13 protein-coding genes are annotated in these 16,266 nt (G+C 65.7%); 6 read left to right on the top strand and 7 right to left on the bottom strand.

The features are described from left to right. Window positions 1–149 precede the first annotated feature (149 nt). The 3 genes from ACIQ7H_RS19925 (at window position 150) to ACIQ7H_RS19935 (ending at window position 2,612) form a co-directional block, all read left to right on the top strand. The gene (locus ACIQ7H_RS19925) at window positions 150–509 is read left to right on the top strand and encodes a hypothetical protein (RefSeq protein ID WP_395794827.1); all 360 of its coding nucleotides are present in this window, start codon (window positions 150–152) and stop codon (window positions 507–509) included. Window positions 510–920: 411 nt separating this feature from the next. Beyond that, on the top strand, window positions 921–1,496 hold the full coding sequence (locus tag ACIQ7H_RS19930) for a DUF2845 domain-containing protein (protein WP_395794829.1): 576 nt from the start codon (window positions 921–923) through the stop codon (window positions 1,494–1,496). A 324-nt stretch (window positions 1,497–1,820) separates the two neighbouring features. After that, complete coding sequence (locus ACIQ7H_RS19935; RefSeq protein WP_395794831.1) at window positions 1,821–2,612, top strand: isocitrate lyase/phosphoenolpyruvate mutase family protein; 792 nt, start codon at window positions 1,821–1,823, stop codon at window positions 2,610–2,612. Window positions 2,613–3,176: 564 nt separating this feature from the next. On the opposite strand, the gene ACIQ7H_RS19940 is transcribed toward ACIQ7H_RS19935, so the two are convergent. After that, window positions 3,177–6,002 carry a TonB-dependent receptor domain-containing protein gene (locus ACIQ7H_RS19940; RefSeq protein ID WP_395794833.1) on the bottom strand — a complete coding sequence of 942 codons (2,826 nt, stop codon included), beginning with the start codon at window positions 6,000–6,002 and terminating at the stop codon, window positions 3,177–3,179. A 768-nt stretch (window positions 6,003–6,770) separates the two neighbouring features. Between ACIQ7H_RS19940 and ACIQ7H_RS19945 the strand changes: the two genes are divergently transcribed. After that, window positions 6,771–7,922, top strand: coding sequence for a helix-turn-helix domain-containing protein (locus ACIQ7H_RS19945; RefSeq protein WP_395794835.1), 1,152 nt, complete (start codon window positions 6,771–6,773; stop codon window positions 7,920–7,922). Between the two features lie 126 nt (window positions 7,923–8,048). Here the strand turns inward: ACIQ7H_RS19945 and ACIQ7H_RS19950 are convergent, their stop codons facing one another. Both ACIQ7H_RS19950 and ACIQ7H_RS19955 read right to left on the bottom strand, forming a co-directional pair. Then, complete coding sequence (locus tag ACIQ7H_RS19950) at window positions 8,049–8,741, bottom strand: hypothetical protein (RefSeq protein ID WP_395794837.1); 693 nt, start codon at window positions 8,739–8,741, stop codon at window positions 8,049–8,051. 377 nt (window positions 8,742–9,118) lie between these two features. Further along, on the bottom strand, window positions 9,119–10,270 hold the full coding sequence (locus tag ACIQ7H_RS19955; protein ID WP_395794839.1) for a hypothetical protein: 1,152 nt from the start codon (window positions 10,268–10,270) through the stop codon (window positions 9,119–9,121). A gap of 424 nt (window positions 10,271–10,694) precedes the next feature. On the opposite strand from ACIQ7H_RS19955, the gene ACIQ7H_RS19960 reads away from it, so the two are divergent. Both ACIQ7H_RS19960 and ACIQ7H_RS19965 read left to right on the top strand, forming a co-directional pair. Next, window positions 10,695–11,150, top strand: a complete 456-nt coding sequence (locus tag ACIQ7H_RS19960) for a hypothetical protein (protein WP_395794841.1) — start codon at window positions 10,695–10,697, stop codon at window positions 11,148–11,150. 226 nt (window positions 11,151–11,376) lie between these two features. Then, window positions 11,377–11,964: a LysE family translocator gene (locus tag ACIQ7H_RS19965; RefSeq protein ID WP_395794843.1), complete on the top strand. Its 588-nt coding sequence runs from the start codon at window positions 11,377–11,379 to the stop codon at window positions 11,962–11,964. Here the strand turns inward: ACIQ7H_RS19965 and ACIQ7H_RS19970 are convergent. From ACIQ7H_RS19970 to ACIQ7H_RS19985, 4 genes are all read right to left on the bottom strand, one after another. Then, the gene (locus ACIQ7H_RS19970) at window positions 11,906–13,219 is read right to left on the bottom strand and encodes an MFS transporter (protein ID WP_395794845.1); all 1,314 of its coding nucleotides are present in this window, start codon (window positions 13,217–13,219) and stop codon (window positions 11,906–11,908) included. The genes ACIQ7H_RS19965 and ACIQ7H_RS19970 overlap by 59 nt on opposite strands. 19 nt (window positions 13,220–13,238) lie before the next feature. Then, window positions 13,239–14,735 carry an FAD-dependent oxidoreductase gene (locus ACIQ7H_RS19975; protein ID WP_395794847.1) on the bottom strand — a complete coding sequence of 499 codons (1,497 nt, stop codon included), beginning with the start codon at window positions 14,733–14,735 and terminating at the stop codon, window positions 13,239–13,241. A 115-nt stretch (window positions 14,736–14,850) separates the two neighbouring features. Further along, window positions 14,851–15,351, bottom strand: a complete 501-nt coding sequence (locus tag ACIQ7H_RS19980; protein ID WP_395794849.1) for an arsinothricin resistance N-acetyltransferase ArsN1 family A — start codon at window positions 15,349–15,351, stop codon at window positions 14,851–14,853. A 41-nt stretch (window positions 15,352–15,392) separates the two neighbouring features. Beyond that, complete coding sequence (locus ACIQ7H_RS19985) at window positions 15,393–15,938, bottom strand: MarR family winged helix-turn-helix transcriptional regulator (RefSeq protein WP_395794851.1); 546 nt, start codon at window positions 15,936–15,938, stop codon at window positions 15,393–15,395. Window positions 15,939–16,266: the final 328 nt, after the last annotated feature.

Below are 16,266 nucleotides of genomic sequence, written 5' to 3' on the forward strand. Positions count from 1 at the left end.
CGTGACCCTGCCCAGTGAACTCGGAAGCAACGAGATCGCAAGCATGAGCGAATCCGCCACTCAGGAGAACGAATGACAGCTATCTGGTGAACAGGCTGTCTCAAAGGGGTTGACGCGTTCCGCTGCTGGGTCTGCTGTGGTCGCCGTGGATGCCGATCAACAAGTTGCTGTGGACCGGCAGCTTCATGTTGATCAGCTCCGGTATCGCGGTGTGGAGTCTGCTGTTGGTCGATCGATTGCTGCGTATCGAACCGCTGCGCACGCTCGCAGCGCCGCTGCGCGCCTATGGCCAGAATCCCTTGCTGCTGTATGTGCTGTCGTGGCTGCTGGCAGCGAGCTATCCGCTGCTGCGGATCGGCGAGCAGGATCTGCAGGGCTGGCTGTTCCTGCGCCTGGCGATGGCGATGCCCGCTGAGCTGGCCTCGCTGTGCTTCGCGCTGACGCATGTGTTGCTGTTCGGTCTGCTGGCGATGTACCTGTTGCGGCGCGGAATCGTGGTGCGGATTTGAGCATTCGCGCGCCCGTACGCCCGACAGGTTGCCAGTGCTGGGGCTTGACCAGCCCGGTCGGCGCTGTTGCCGCCGCCATCGGCCCGGCGATCCATGCTTGGGCAAGAGCGATGGTGCCACGCGCTGCGATGTGCGAGTCCTGTCCCCGAGCAGTGCAGGGACAGGCCGACGCCTTGCTCACTTGACGCCGAAATCGCGCGCAACTTTTCCGGTCTGGCTCGGTCCTTGAGCCTTACCCGAACCTTCGGGCGCAGTGCTGTCCGTGCAGCGTTCACCGGTCTGGGCATGGGGCGGGGCTCGCGCGCGACTCAAGAGGTCGAGCTCGCTGCAGCAGTGCACGATCTGCATGCACCGCCCGGTCAGCCGCACCGCACTAGACTGCGCCGTACATCGTCCTCAGGAGTTTGCCGAATGTCGCGTCGATGGGAATGTCTTGCCGTGGCGCTGCTGTTCGCAGCGATCAGCCTGCCGGCATCGGCGCTGGATATGCAGCGCTGCGGGAGTCGGGTGTTGAAGGTGGGCGACTGGGAGACGCAGGCGGATGCGCTGTGCGGCAGGCCGTACTTTGTCGATGCCTGGGAGGAGTTGAACTACACCGGTCTAGGCGACCGTCGCACCTTGCGCGAGCGCATCGCCTGGTCGGACCGCTTCTACGATCCCGGCAAGGGACGGATCGTGTTTCGGGTGCGTTCGCGACAGGGGCAGATCGTTGCGATCGATTCGCTGGTGCGTCGCGGTGGGCCGCGTGATGCGGGTGACTGCACTCTGGCGGCCCTGCAGCGCAACCAATCGGTCGGCGAGATCGTGCACCGCTGCGGGCTGCCCAGCCGGCGCCTGGATCTTGGCCGCGCGGTGATCAATGAGGGTGGCCAACCTGAAGACACGCAGAGCCTGCGCCAGGAGCAATGGCTGTACCCGGCGGCCAATGGCAGCACCTTGGTGCTGGAGGTACACGAGGGCAGCCTTGTGCGGGCCGAATGGCGCTGAAAGTGCGGCTTAGCTCCGTGAGATCCGCTGAATCCGTGCGCTCGGATTCTCGTCTCGGGCCCGGGACGTTGCCTGACTGAGCGCGGATCGAGCGTAACGTCATCTGCAGCGGCCCTCGTGCTCCGTTGGCCGGTGACAGTCTGACCTTGTTGCGGCTGAAGGCGGTCAGCCTGTCCGACTTTCATCGGCCCGGCGGAGAGTCTGCCTGCAGCGGTTCCGCGGGATGCACGCGCAACGGCTCTGGGCGGCAGCGGTGCGCCGCGCGTGGGTGAACATGTCCGAAGTTGGCCAGTGTGGGAGGCTGCGTCGCGCTACCGTGCGGGCATGAACTCATCTGACATGACCGCCCGGTTTGCCCGCCTGCACGACGAAGGCTCCTTCTTGCTGTTGCCCAATGCCTGGGATGCAGGTAGTGCGCGTCTGATGCGCCAGCTCGGCGCCGAGGCCATTGCCACCACAAGCGCCGGCATCGCTTGGTCGCTCGGATATGCGGACGGTGACAGGCTCCCGCCTGCCGAGTACGCCGCCGCCGTTCGCCGCATCGTTCGCGTGGTCGACTGCCCCGTGTCGGCCGATGCGGAAGGCGGGTATTCAGATGACCCTGCACAGGTCCGAGAGAACGTCGCGCGGCTGGCGGGGGAAGGTGCCATTGGCGTCAACCTCGAAGACGGCAGCGGCACGGCCTCGGCGCTCGCCCGCAAGATTGAAGCCTGCAAGGCGATTGCGGGTATCTCGTTGTGGGTAAATGCCCGCTGCGACGTGTATCTGCGTGCGCTGGCCCCGGGGCGAGAGCTCGCCGAGACGCTGGAGCGGGCGCGGCTCTACGCCTTGGCCGGCGCCGACAGCCTGTTTGTTCCGGGTGCGGCGCCCGCCGATATCCGTGCATTGGTGCAAGGCCAGGACCTGCCCTTGAACCTCTTGGCCAGGCCCAACCTGCCGCCGCTGGCAGAGCTGCAGCGCCTGCGCGTGCGGCGACTGAGCGCAGGCAGCACGATTGCCCAACAGGCTTGGGCTATGACGCGCAGTCAAGGCGTTGCGTTTCTGGCTGCCGGCAACACGCCGGCTCTGTTTGTCGGTGCCGCCGCCTACTCCGAAATCAACGACGCGTTCGGCTGAGCGCGGAGCGAGTATCCCCGGTTGCGACAGCCGTCTGGGTCGGTCGCCGTGGCTTGAGCTGTCAGCGGGTTCTCGCGTGGAAGGCTGGCAGCCTGTCGAACTTTCCCACCGCCGGCTGGCAACCAGTCGGGCTTTGGTTGGCCGAGCTGCAAATCCGCCTGCGTGGCCCACGATTCGCGGCTTCTTGGCCGAGAGCCCACTTTTGGCCTGCGAATCGTTGAAGAACTGCCCTGGCGCAGTTGACTGTCGCCTTGACTCGCAAAGCTCTACAGCCTGCTGGACGCACTGCGTTGTCGGCCGATGGCGATGTGCAGGTGGGCGAGTTCGACTCACTCCTCAGAATTCGATCACGTTCCGTATGCCCTGCAACGATGGCAAGGGGCGATGCGATCGGGGCGGTGAGTAAGCTGGAGTGGGCTTCGCTCACGGAGCATCAAGGCAGTGGGCAATCCCTGTCGTTCACCCAGCGACCAGAGCAAGCGCATGCTGAGTGCGCCGTGGCCTACGCCAAAAAAGAAGGGGGGCCTGAGCCCCCCTTCGGGTCAACCAAAGATCGTCAAGCGATCAGAAGGAGACGTTCACACCCAGGGTGTAGAAACGACCGATGGTGTCGTAGAACTGCGGGAAGGTGTTGCCGCTGTTCTCCGTGGTGGATCCGATGGTGTTGCCCACTTCCGGCGGAGCCTTGTCGGTCAGGTTGCTGATCGACAGGTTCAGTCGGATGTTCTCGGTCACCTGGTAGCGCGCACCCAGATCGAAGTAGTTGTACGAAGGGATGCTGGCGTACGGCGCGAACCAGGTACCGGTGCCCGGCTCGACGTCGAGGCCGGTCAGGTGACGCCAGATCAGGTTGACGCCGAGGTCACCCATGCTCCATCCCGCACGGAACACCGACTTGAAGTCATGAAGCGGTGAGCAGCTGGTGCTGTAGTAACCGTTGCAATCGCGGTTGACCGAAGCCGGGTTGGCCTGGAAATTCCAGCTGCGCACCTTGGTCAGGTTCAGGCCGAAATCCAGCGCTCCGATGTCGCCCAGGTCCTGCAGGTAGGTCACGCCGAGGTCATAGCCGTCGGTCTCAAGGCGGCCCAGGTTGGACGAGGCCAACACGATGCCGCGAGCTTCGCCGTTGAGATTGCCGGTGCGCGGGTCGCGCTGAACGAGACCGCACGCCACGTTGCTCTGGGGGATGCCCGCCAGGCCATAGCATGCGTTGACGATGTCGGCCACGGTCGGGTTGGACACGTACTTCTCGATGTCGATCTTGTAGTAGTCCAGCGTCACGCTCAGGTTTTCGATGAAGCCGGGCGTCCACACGAAGCCGAGGGTGCGGGTATCCGCCTCTTCAGGCTGCAGCTGCGGGTTGCCGCCGGTCAACACATTGACCTGCCCGGCCGCCGGCTGGTCCACGGTGCCGAAGGAACCACTGGGAACGCCGGAGAGGGCACAAAGTGCCTGGGAGGCAGTGGGAGTCCGGCCCGCGCAGGGGTCGACCGCGAGATTGCTCAGGCCGGTCACCTGCGGGGCGAACAGCTCGTTCACGTTCGGGGCGCGAGTTGCACGCTGCTGCAGTGCGCGGAAGCGCAGGCTTTCGATCGGAGCCCACTCACCGCCGTACTTGTAGGTGTTGTAGCTGGTCGAACTGCCCGCCGTCTCGAAGCGGCTGCGGCGGAAACCGCCCTCGAACGACAGCGAGTACGCGCCTGGCGCATCGTTGATGATCGGCGCGATGACTTCGGCGTAGCCTTCAAGCAGCTCGAAAGTGCCGCGGCGATCCGGGGTCGGCGCACCGGTGCCGATGACTTCGCTCTGGATCTGCGAAGCCTGGTCGGACTTGGTGCCGGCCGCAAGTTCGCGCTGCTCGATACCGGCCGAAACCGCGATCGGATAGGCCGCCCATGGGCTCTGCAGACCTTCGCCCAGATCGCCACTCACGTTGCCGGCCAGCACGTCCTGTTTGACGAACTGGGTCGACAGCGTGTCGAGATTGATGAAGCGCAGCATCGCCGGGGTGATCGGCGCGCCGGAGAAGATGTCCAGCGGCACGCAGCCATTGGCCGTGTTGGTGCAGGTGGTGGTGTTGGTGGCGCCCAAGGCCTGGATGAAGCGCGAGCGCGAACCCCAGTTGCCACGGGTGGTGGTCTGGTCGGCCTCGCCAAAGCTGTAGTAGGCGTCGTACTTCCACGCATCGGTCAGATAGCCGCGGACACCAACCGTGCCCTGGAAGGTCTTGTTCTCGAAGTCGTTCAGGCGCGGCCCGAGCTCGACGAGACGACGGCCGATCGTGACCGGCACGAGGGTGGTGCTGCCGACCACGCACTGGGCCGCCGGGATGTTGCGCTCCGTGCAGATCTGCTGACGAGCTGCGTTGGGCAGAAACGGGTTGCCGATCGGCAGGCTCACCGGCACGCCGCCGGCCGGCGACGCAGCCAGCTGGGTGCGTACATCGCTGCGTGTGAACATCAGCTCCGAGTACGCCTCGTGGTCATCGGTGATCGCGAAGGAGCTCAGAGCGTTGGCCTGGACTCGATCCAGCGGCGTCTGGAACAGGTTCAACGGATTGAAGTTGAACGAACCTACGCAGCTTGCTGCGAGCGAGCCGTTCGCACACAGACCGCGGTTGCCGATGCCGGCGATATTGATCGTGGTGGGCAGTCCGGTCGGAGAACCAGAAGCGGTGCCGTCGGTCGAGCTCCGAGACACCAGACCGAACGGTCGGCTGCCCTGCAGCACCGGGTCCGTCTTGGTGTGGCCGATGCTCACGACTGCGTTGCCGCGTCCTTCCGCAAAGTTGCCACCGATGGTGACATCCATGCGCTGGCGGTCGCCGTCACTCTCGGAGGACTGGCCCCACTGGACAGCGAGCTCGGCGCCTTCAAAGTTCTTCTTCAGGATGAAGTTCACCACGCCCGAGACAGCGTCCGCACCGTACACGGCCGACGCACCGCCGGTCACGATGTCGACGCGCTCAATCAGAGCCACGGGGATGTTGTTGGTGTCGACCACGCCGCCCAAGTTGAAGGGCACAACACGACGACCGTTGACCAGAACCAGGGTGCGGTTCGCGCCCAGGCCGCGCAGATCGATGGTGGCACCACCGCCGCTGCCGTTGTTGGTGCCGGGGCCGATAGCGGGCACCAGGGTGGGCAGCTCGCGCAGGAAGTCTTCAACGGTGACGATCTGCTTGATTGCGAGCTCCTCAGCCGTGAACGAGCTGATGGGGCTGTTCGCAACGATGCCGGGCGAGCTCAGTCGCGTACCGGTCACGGTGATCAGATCGAGCTCCGTGGTTTCGTCCTGCGCCGTGGCGAGCCCGGATCCAACGAGGCCTACCGCGCCGACGCACAGCGCCAGACGTACAGCAGCGCCGAGGTTGTCCTGCTTTGATCGCATTTTCTTTCTCCTGTTATCTGCGGGGCGCCCATCAGCCTCCGACAGCTTGGCTGGCGTACGGCGGGCTCGCGAATACTAGCGGTATCGGAAACCTAAGGAAAGCGTTAAGCCCCCGCGCCGAGAATCACGCAAACGTGCGGAATTGTGGGGTCAACGTACTGGATCGCCCCAGCAAAATCCGGATTCCTGACTGAGTCCACCCTGCCAGCCGCGGCCATGAAACCCCGCCGATCTCCGGGGCGACTTTCTTCCCCGGTTCATTGAGCGAGTCGCCCGAAACGTTGTGAAACAATGTGGGCAATTTCACCATACTTGGGCGATCGGATCGCCATCGCGGCAGCCGAACTGTCAGCGGCGCGCACCGGCGAGCCGACGTGCGGCCGCGGCGCCCTGCTGCAGTGGTTGAACCCAAGGCCTGGATCGCCCGAGACGCGCGCGTATCGACGATGGCTCGCCCCGATAGCACCCGTCTGCTGCTCATCTTCAATGGGATCTGCTTCGTCATCTGCTGCGCCTTACTGGCCGCTTGGGCGGTGCTGGGTGATCGCCGCGCCTCGCCAGCGGATAGACCCGCTCGACGCCGTCGACGCGGATGCGCAGCGTATGGCGAAATCTGCAGACCTCGCCGCTGGCATGCACGAGGTGGCATTCGTGAATCGGTGACCGGGCGCCCCAAACTCGCCCTACTCGTGTCCGATCCGTCCCGTCAGCACACGCGATCACCACGATTGGGCTATAGCGTAGCCAAGCAAGCCAATCAGAGTGCACATGCACGACCCCGTCATCATCGGAATCACGGCAGCCACCCTCGGACAGATTCTGCTCGCCAGCCTCCTGCTGATGCAGCGGTACGAAGTCGGCCATGCCCATCACGTGCTGGCCGCCCTGTTGATGGCCGTCGGTCTGGTCGTCGCGCCGCCGATGGTTGCTGCGGTCATGCCGATGTTGGCGAGTATCGCGATCGCCCTGAGCCTGCCGGCGGCACTCGCCTGCGCGCCCCTGCTCTGGTTCTTCAGCTGTGCGCTGACTTCGGAGCAGCCCTGGCGCCTTGAGCGACGCGCGCTGTGGCATCTGCTACTGCCGGCCTCAGGGCTGTTGATCGCGCTGATCGCCATCGCACTGCCGCGCGCGCTGCGCGAGACGCTGTTGCTGCGCGGCGAGCTGGTGGACTCGATGCCCGTCCTCGCGCTGGTGCTGGTCGCCTTCGTGCTGATCCTGGCCTGGACCGTGCAGACCGCGATCTACCTGTTCCTGATCATCCGCAGGTTGGCTCGCTACCGGCGCCGGCTGAAGGATCTGTTCGCCAGCAACGACGCGCGCGAACTGCGCTGGTTGAGTGGCTTCGTGCTGGTCGTTGGCACGGTGTGGCTGCTCAGTGTCGCCAGCCTGTTGTTCGACAATCTGGCGGGGCTAGCCCTGCTCAGCGGTCGCGCTGGCGCCCTTCTGGGCTTCGCCCTGGTGGGTTTTCTTGCCCTTTGGGGCCTGCGTCAGCAGCCCGGATTCGCCGGCCGTTATCTGCCGGCACCGTCGCCGGATGAACAACCGACGCCGCCGACTGCCAAGTACCAGCGGTCTGCGTTGGATGCGGGTCGCGCGGCGCGTATCGCGGCCAAGCTGGCGCAAGCAATGCGCGAGGATCGCCCCTATCTGGAGCCGGAGCTCTCGCTGTTCGAATTGGCGCGTCGGATCGGGGTGCCCTCGAACTATCTCTCGCAAACCCTCAACGAGCACATCGGCGAGAACTTCTTCGACTACATCAACCGCTGGCGGGTAGAGGCCGCCCTGCCACTGCTGCGCGCGGGCGAGCGCAGCGTGCTGGAGATCGCGCTTGAGGTCGGCTTCAACTCGCGCTCGACCTTCTATAAGGCCTTCCGCAAGGTCACCGGCCACGCGCCCGGCGCCTACCGCGCAGCGGAGTGACCGGTCCGCCTGGAGGGTCTGACGCGCACAGGCCTGGCATCGGTGTTCGCAGGTAGTCGATGCGCAGGCCTGCACTTTCGATGCAACCTGGGAACCATCGCGACGCTGTCCGCAACAGGCTCGGGTTCACGGCTCGCCCAAGGGCTTCGGCGCAGCAGCTCGGCGACTGCGAAGCCGCAGCTTCACAAGCCAGAAGATCAGCGTCAGCCCGATCAACAGCTCCGGTAGCGCCAGTAATCCGCTCTCCCGCACTGCGGCGGGGAAGGCGCGCGCGCCGGGGCCGGTGAACAGTGAACCCGCGGCAATGAACAGCCCCAGGCACATCCGCCACAGGTGGCGCTCCAGGCGCTCATTTCCGGTCAGGCCACCGCGCCGATAGAGCTTGACGTCCCCGACGAGGCCGATGCCTGCCATCACCGCGAGTAGGAAGTAGTCCTCGGCGGCAAAGCCATAGGCTGAGCCTGCTTCGTTGCGCAGAGCCAGCGCGCCGGTGAGCAGCAGGCCAAGCGTTATCGCCACCGCCAACACGGTCAGGCAGGCCTCTCGCCATCCCGGAACTGCCGCAGTCGGTCGAACCGTCAACCAGCCACTCGCCACCAGGTAGCAGGCCAAGCCGCCTGCATAGAACGTGATCAGCAATTGCTCGAACTTGATCAGCCCGAGTAGCCCGCCAAGTGCGGCGGTGATCAGCATGCTGCAGCCGAATACCCACCCCGCCAGCCGATGCGGTGCGCTTCCCTTGGCGACGCACAGCGCCACTGCGCCCGCCAGGACCGCTACGGTGCCGGCGAGGATGTGGAACAGATTGAACAGCGACATTGCGACTCCGAATCGGCCGAGGTGGGCGGAGCCGTCAGCATCGGTGGTCGTGCTTGCGTGTGCGCCCGAGCCTGCGGGCTCGGACACGCTCGCGACAGGATCGCCGGTCCACAGCTTTGCACCCGGCGGCGAGTTCATCCGACGCAGCCGAGCCGCTCACATGGAGAGCCGCTTGAATGTGGGACTGCTTCGGACATGCCCGCCCGACTCGCGGGGCCGTCGCCGTCTGCTCGCGGCGGGGCAGGGCCCGACCGATGTAGGCTCAGGCCGGGTGGCCACCCAGCTTGACTCGATATCTGAAGGGCGGATCTTGATCCGCCGCATCGACTGCCAGCGTGCCAACGCTGCCGCGAATCGTGGCGCACCGGCACGCCCCATCAGGGCGGCAAGTTCTCGAAGCCGTTGGCGAACACCCGATCGAGGCTCTGACGTTCCAGTGCGCCAATATCGATCCCGCCGAAGCGGTTGCGTATGCCGCCGGCGACGTCGAAGCCGTTGAACTGTGGATAGGCGCCAGGAATGGGCAGCGCGCCGCGGTCGATCAGTGGTGAGTCTTCGCGCAGGTTGAAGTCGCCGGCCGCGGCATCGACGAAACGCGGATCGCCAGTGACGGGGCGCTCGAGTGTGAGCGGCGGGCTGCTGATGTCGACCGGCAGCAGGCTGTCGCGCACCGTCAAACGCTCGGTCCCGTTGGGAGAGAAAACCCAGGCGTTGAGATCGGAAATCGGATTGTCGTGGAACACGCTGTTGGCGACGGCGGCGTTCAAGCCGGTGCCGACGGCGATCGACAGCCCGCAGCCGCGTGGCCCGCCGGTGTTGCCGAGACAGCGGCCGCGCGTAAAGGTGCTGTTGGCCACCACGATGGCGTTGCCATAAGCAGCCGGACTGGCGTTGACCCCCAGCGCGGCATGGCCGAATACCGAGTCGGGCGCACTGTTGCTATCGAACAGGCTGTTGACCAGCCGGATCATGCCGTTGGCGACGCTGGCTTCGAGACCGCCGGCGAAGTGGCCGCTGTTGCCGCGGAACACCAGGTTTTCCAGCCAGAGCTCATTGACCGCACTGCTCGGCAGCAGGAACACGTTGAGCCCGCCACCCCGCTGGAAGCCGCTGCCAATGCCATTGGCGAAACTCAGGTTCTCGATGAACATCCGCATGCTGGAGGTAGTGCCCGCCGGCGGCTGGTGGGCGAGGATCATGATCTGCCGCTGGCCCTGGCCATCAAGCACCGTCGCGCCGGCACTCAAGGAACGCGCACCGCAGGGCAGGCCGCCGCCCTCCGTATAGCCGCCGCCGATCACCAGCCAGCCTGGCAGGGTGCTGTTGTAGAGCAGCGTGGCATCGACCGCATACGTGCCGGCGCGGATGCGGATCTCGTCGTCGCCAGCGGCCTGGGCGGCAGTCAAGGCGCTGCGGAGTTCGGCCACGGTGCCGACACAGAAGGTCGTTGCCTGCGCCGGAGCAGTGGCGTGCAGCAGAGCGAGCACGCCCAGTGCGGCGAGTCGTGCAGCAAGGAGACTGCGGGACATGGTGCGTACCGGTTGGGGCAGTGTCTTGCCTAACGATGGATCGGGGCGGATCGTGTCAAACGTTGAGCTGCGGACGCGGCATGTTGGGCTGTGCGAGCGACGCAAGCATGCGGCTGTGCGCCGCACGGACGATTGCGATCGACGCATGCATGAGTCGCAGCGGCCCATACCCGGACGCTTGCCTTGAGCGATCCGGCACTGCCCTGCCGAGTGGGCAAAGCCCGATCTGCGACTCGATGAGTGCGGCTTGCCCACCTGAAGCGGGGCATGGTGATCGCGATGGCGGAAGGGGATGCGCAGGCTTTGACACGCAGCCCGGCGATGCTCCATCCGTCGGGCTGCGTTGCTGCGAGTAGCCGGGATTCCGTGCTGTGAGCTAGCTTTGCCACCTCCCCCACATAGAAGCGTTTGCCCGCCGATGCGAATGACCATCACATCGCGCGTCCTGCTCGTGACGGCTTGGCTCGTCAACTCTGCAGTCGTGGTTCTCTGTCTGCCTGAAGAAGTCTTGCTGCCCGCTTGGCCATTGTATGCAGCATATCTGTTGCTCCCAAGCCTTGGCGGCTTCTGGGCGGTCGGCGCGCTGTCCCGTAGATGGCCCAAGTTATGGCTGGGAGTCGGGTTCGTCGGCGTCTGCTCGTCGCTGGCAGTGCTCTGGGTGCAGGACAGGTTGCTGATGGCGTTTGCACTGGAGCAAGACCCCCACTCAATGCTGGGCGGCATGCTCAGCAATGCCTTTGTAACCGGACATGTTTGGTTTGGTGCCTTGCTTCTCACCTCGCTCACCGGATGCGGGTTGCTGGCCGTATTCACCGTGAAGCATGCAGAGCGAAGCAGCTTGAGGTCCGACCCTGGGGATGCGTCCGGGGGCGCATGCTGACGGACAGATGCCTGCTTGCAGGCCAGCTGCAGGATCGCTTTGAAGGTCGATCAGCGCAACTTGCCTCGGTGTTGGCGAGCATGTGTCTGGCGAGGCCGATCCGCGGACGACGCGCGCCCATCAAGATCCCAAACGCAGAATTTGATCCCGCACGGCTAATCGATCTGCCGCGACGCCGCTAGGGTTTCAGCCTGCCGCGCTCCTGCGGTGCCGAGGGGATCTGACCATGACTGCACTGCTGCTGGCGATGGCGAGCTTTGCGCTTTCGATGTCGATCTCACCGGGGCCGGTCAACATGGTGATCGTGGCCTCGGGCGCGCAGCACGGCATACGCCGCACGCTGCCCTTCGTCTCTGGAGCGACGCTCGGGTTCACCCTGCTGCTGGTGCTGGTGGGCTTCGGTCTGATGCAGGTGTTCGATGCCTTGCCATGGCTGTTGACCTGGCTCGGCGTGGCGGGCGCACTGTTCATTCTCTACGTGGGCTATCGGATAGCCACCGCGCCGCCCGAACTGTCGGCGGCGCACATATCGGAGCCTACCTTCCTGCAGGGAGCCCTGCTGCAGTGGTTGAACCCCAAGGCCTGGATCGCCTGCGCCGCCGGCGTATCGATGTTCGCAAGCCCGGACAGCGCGCGCCCGCTGTTGATCTTCATCGGCATCTATTTCGTGATCTGCTACCTCTCGCTGGCGGCCTGGGCAGTACTGGGTGATCGCGTCGCCTCGCTGCTGGGTACGCCTCGCCGGGTGCGTCTGTTCAATGGTCTGATGGGCGGCCTGCTGATGGCCTCGGCGCTGTATCTGCTTTGGCTTTGAGGCAGAGGCTGGTTTCGCGCGCGTTCGCGTCGTTCGGGCCGGGCCGAGCATTTGCGATCTGGCCGTCGACGCAACCATCCTCGGCATTTTGCTGAGACTGTTCCGTGGATTCGCGAAGCAGCGCGCGGTTGATCAGGGCGAGCAGAAGCAGCACCGCACTCAGCCCGGCGAGCACCGCAGGCGCAGTGCTGACGACGGCAAGGCCGACGGCGAGCAGCGGGCCCAGTGCGCGGCCGAAGCCCTGGATGCGTGCGATCTGGCCGTTCCAGTAGCCCGAGCAGTGCACGCCATACAGGCGCAGCACCATCCAGGGACGGGCCAGGGTATGCAGGCCGGAACCGAGACCGAACAGCCCGACGCCGGCGGCGGTCCAGGCCAGGTTTGGCGAGATCGCGATGCCGAGCAGGCCGGCGGCCTGCAGCACCAGCGGCAACATCGAGAAGGATCGGGCGGATGGCGCTGCGCCTGCGCGCAGCATCCAGAGTCGCCCGGGCAATTGGGCGATACCCAGGGTCGCCAGGGTTGTCGCAGCGATTGATGCATCCACGGAACGATCCAGCAGCATCGGAATCAGCAGGGTTGTGACCGCCATCGAGGCGACCGTCGCACTGGCGAAGCTGGCGGCCAGGATCAGGAAGCGCAGATCGCGCCGGGACTCGCGCGGTGATTGAGGCGCCGCGCATGGAATGGCGTGCTGCGGAAGTACGGGCAACACGCAGCGCTCCATCGCCACGGCGGCGAGCAGCACCGCGCCAGCACCGAACACTTGGGCCGCGCGCCACCCGGCGTGCTCGGTCACCAAGGCCAGCACGGGCAGAAACACGGTGCTGGCCAGTCCACCCATGACCGTCACCACGGCAAGCGCATGCAAGCGCTGCGCGGCGGCGGTGAATGCGCGACTGACCAGGGCAAACGCCGACTCGTAGAGCAGCGCCGCCATCGCCAGCCCGAGCACGGCCCACACTGCGTAGAGCTGCCAGGCCTGGCCGACCTGCGACAGCCCCAGCAAGCCGGCTATTGCGAGCGCCGCGCCGATCCGAACGATCGCGACGCCGTGGCCCTGATCCAGCCATCGACCGATCTGCGGTGCGAGCAGGGCCATCGTCAGCAGGCCGAGCGAGAACGCGCCGGCGACAAGGGACCGAGAGACTCCCAGGCTCAGTTCGAGCGGCCGCAGCGCGACTGAGAAACCGTAGTACAGAACGCCCCAGAACACACACTGGCAGCCGCCCAGCCACCACACCGCACGGCGCATGGGCGAGGTCAGCACGGACTCAAACGCAGCAGGTCGATGGTGCGGGTGCTGCAGCAACTCTGGAGGCAGCGGCAGCGCAGCCGCAGCCCGAGGCGCCGGCCGTTTTGGCCTGTTCGTCGTTTGCACAACAGGCATCGGCCAGCGTCTTCGGTGGGCCGCCACAGCATCCGGAGGCTGCTTCGACCGGAGCTGCCGCAGTGATCGTTTCCTCGACGAGCAATGCCGACGACGCGCAGCAGCTCGCCGCCGCTTTCGCCGCCCCGTCTTCGTCTGCGAACTGGGTGACGCACACCCCGGTTTCCGGCAGCACCAGTTCCACCCGGCGGGCGGATTCCCAGTCGCCTGCGATCGCGGCGACCACCGAGCGCACCTGCTCGTAGCCTGTCAGCAGCAGGAAGGTCGGCGCGCGACCGTAGCTCTTCATGCCGACGATGTAGACATTGGCATCGGGATGCTGAAGTTGTTCCGCACCGTGTGGGCGCACGCTGCCGCAGCTGTGCAGATTGGGGTCGATCAGCGGCGCGAGCCGCACCGGGCTTTGCGTGGCGACGTCCAGCGCGATGCGCAGCTCGGACAACAGCTCGACATCGGGACGGAATCCCGTCGCCGCGACGATCTCATCCACCGCAGGCAGGGCCGTGCTGCCGCTGTGGGCAACCAGCCCGCCGGGCGTGGTTTCGATGCGATCAAGCCGAAATTCGGTAGCGACGGATAGCGCGCCTTCGTTCACCAGGCGGGCGATGGCCATGCCGAGGCGACCGCGCTCAACCAGCTGGTCGTTCTCGCCGCCGCCGAGCACGCGCTGCACGGATGGGCGACGGATCGCCCACTGGATATGGGTGGCAGGAGACTGCTGTGTCAGCCGGGCGAGGTCGCTGAGCACGTTGAACGCGGAATGCCCGCTGCCGACGACCAGCACGCGTTTGCCTGCGTAGCGTTCGCGGTGCACGCCGAGCACGTCCGGCATGCCGTAGAAGATGTGCGGCTGCGCGCCGCGTTCGCCGATCGCAGGGAGGCCGGACGCGCCGAGCGGGTTCGGTGACTCGATGGTGCCGGAGGCATCGATCACCGCCTGGGCGAGCAACTCGTGCTCCCCGTGAACATCTTCATAGCGGACGACGAACGGAGCCTCGCCGCGTTTGGCATCCTTCATGCGATCGCGCCCTTGCTTGGCGACCGCGATCACACGGCAGCGGAGGCGAAGATGCGGGGCGATCGCTGGCGTGGCGGCGAGTGGCCGCAGGTAGCGCTCGACCACCTCGCCACCGGTCGGAAACGCGTCAGTGTCGGGCGGAATCCAGCCCTGATCCGAGAGCAGCCTGGCAGCGGCCTTGTCGATGGTGAACCGCCACGGCGAGAACATCCGCACATGCGACCAGCGCAGCATGCCTGCGCCGACCAAGTCGGCCGCCTCAAGGATGAGCGGGGTCAAGCCGCGTTCAAGCAGGTGCGCTGCAGCCGAAAGTCCGACGGGGCCGGCGCCGATGACGACGACCGGTAGAGGATTCGAGTTCATGGGACGGCTCATTTCTCAGGTTCGGTTGAACTGCAAGCGCCGCGGTGCTGAAGGGATCGTGTCGACGCCAAGGTGCGGTGCGGCGAGCGGCTCGCCTGCGCAAGCCGAGCAAGGTTTACTGGGGGGTCTGCGTGTGCAGGCTGAGCTCGACGATGATCACGTCCAGCCATTCGCCATCCAGGCGGGCGTGCTTCTCGTAGGTGCCGACCTCGCGGAATCCGCAGGCCCGGCACAGCGCGCGGCTGGCTGCGTTGAGCGGAAAGACGCGCGAGACCAGCTTCCAGAAGCCGCGCTGCGCCGCCACCTCGATCAGCCCGGACAGCAGGCTTCGGCCGACGCCCCGTCCACGCGCCTCACGGTCCAGATAGATCGAGAATTCGGCGATGCCGGCGTAGCACTCGCGCGGTCGATAGCTGCTCAGGCCGGCCCAGCCGAGCACGCGGCCGGCGGCGTCTTCGGCGACCATCAGCGGATAGCGCTCGACGTTCGACAAACGCTCGAGCAGGTCGGCTTCAGTACGTGGCTCGGTTTCAAAGGTGGCGCCGCGGTCTGCAATGCCTTGGTTGTAGATCGCGGCAATGGCGGCGGCGTCAGCGGCTCGGGCGAATCGGATCATGCGTGCTCCTTGGTTGGTAGTGACAACAAAAAAGACAAATCTCAGGCACAGGAAGGCGCGTCGCCGGCCCCGTCGGCGCATGTGGGCTCGCACGAACCCACGCTCATTCCCGAAATGAAGCGGTCCTCGGCGGCTCTCGCCAGACGGCGGATGACTTCAGTGGCGCCCGCGCGGATCTCGGCGTCGAGCCCTCGGATGAGCTCGGCCTGCTGGGCGATCAATTCGCCATTGATGCGCTCGTACAGCGCGCGCCCCTCGCGGGTCACCCGCAGCAGCACGGCGCGCGCATCCTCGGCATCCGCCAGCTTCTGGACATAGCCCTTGCGCAGCAGGGCATCGACAACGCGCGAGGTCGTGCTCTTGTCGAGCTTCAGCCCATCGGCGAGTGCAACGCTGCGTAAGGGGCCGCGCTCGACCAGCACCTCCAGCGCGTGGCACTGGGTGACCGAAATGTCGTAGCAGCAGATCTTGTCGCGGTCGCGGAACTGATAGACCCGCACCAGATGCGACAAAGCCGAATGCAGTGCCTGCGCGTCGAGATGCAGCGCGGCTTCAGGATCGGGTCTGCTGGTGCGTTTGGTGGGCATCGCGGCTCCGTTGTCAGTAGCAACGATATGCGTCGACTGAGCAGGCTGTCAACAGCGACGTCCACGTCGTGGCCGACGCGACAGCTACAGAACGATCAGACACTCAACGGAGCTTCGACCACCCGCACGCCGTGCGGTCTGGATCGACGCGGATCCAGACCGAGTCCCGCGGCCTCAGTCGGAATCGGGTGCCGCAAGCCTCGCAGCGGAACGCGTCAACCCCTTTGAGACAGCCTGTTCACCAGATAGCTGTCATTCGTTCTCCTGAGTGGCGGATTCGCTCATGCTTGCGATCTCGTTGCTTCCGAGTTCACTGGGCAGGGTCACG

Source organism: Aquimonas sp. (assembly GCF_044377145.1).
Classification (GTDB): Bacteria; Pseudomonadota; Gammaproteobacteria; order Xanthomonadales; family Xanthomonadaceae; genus Aquimonas.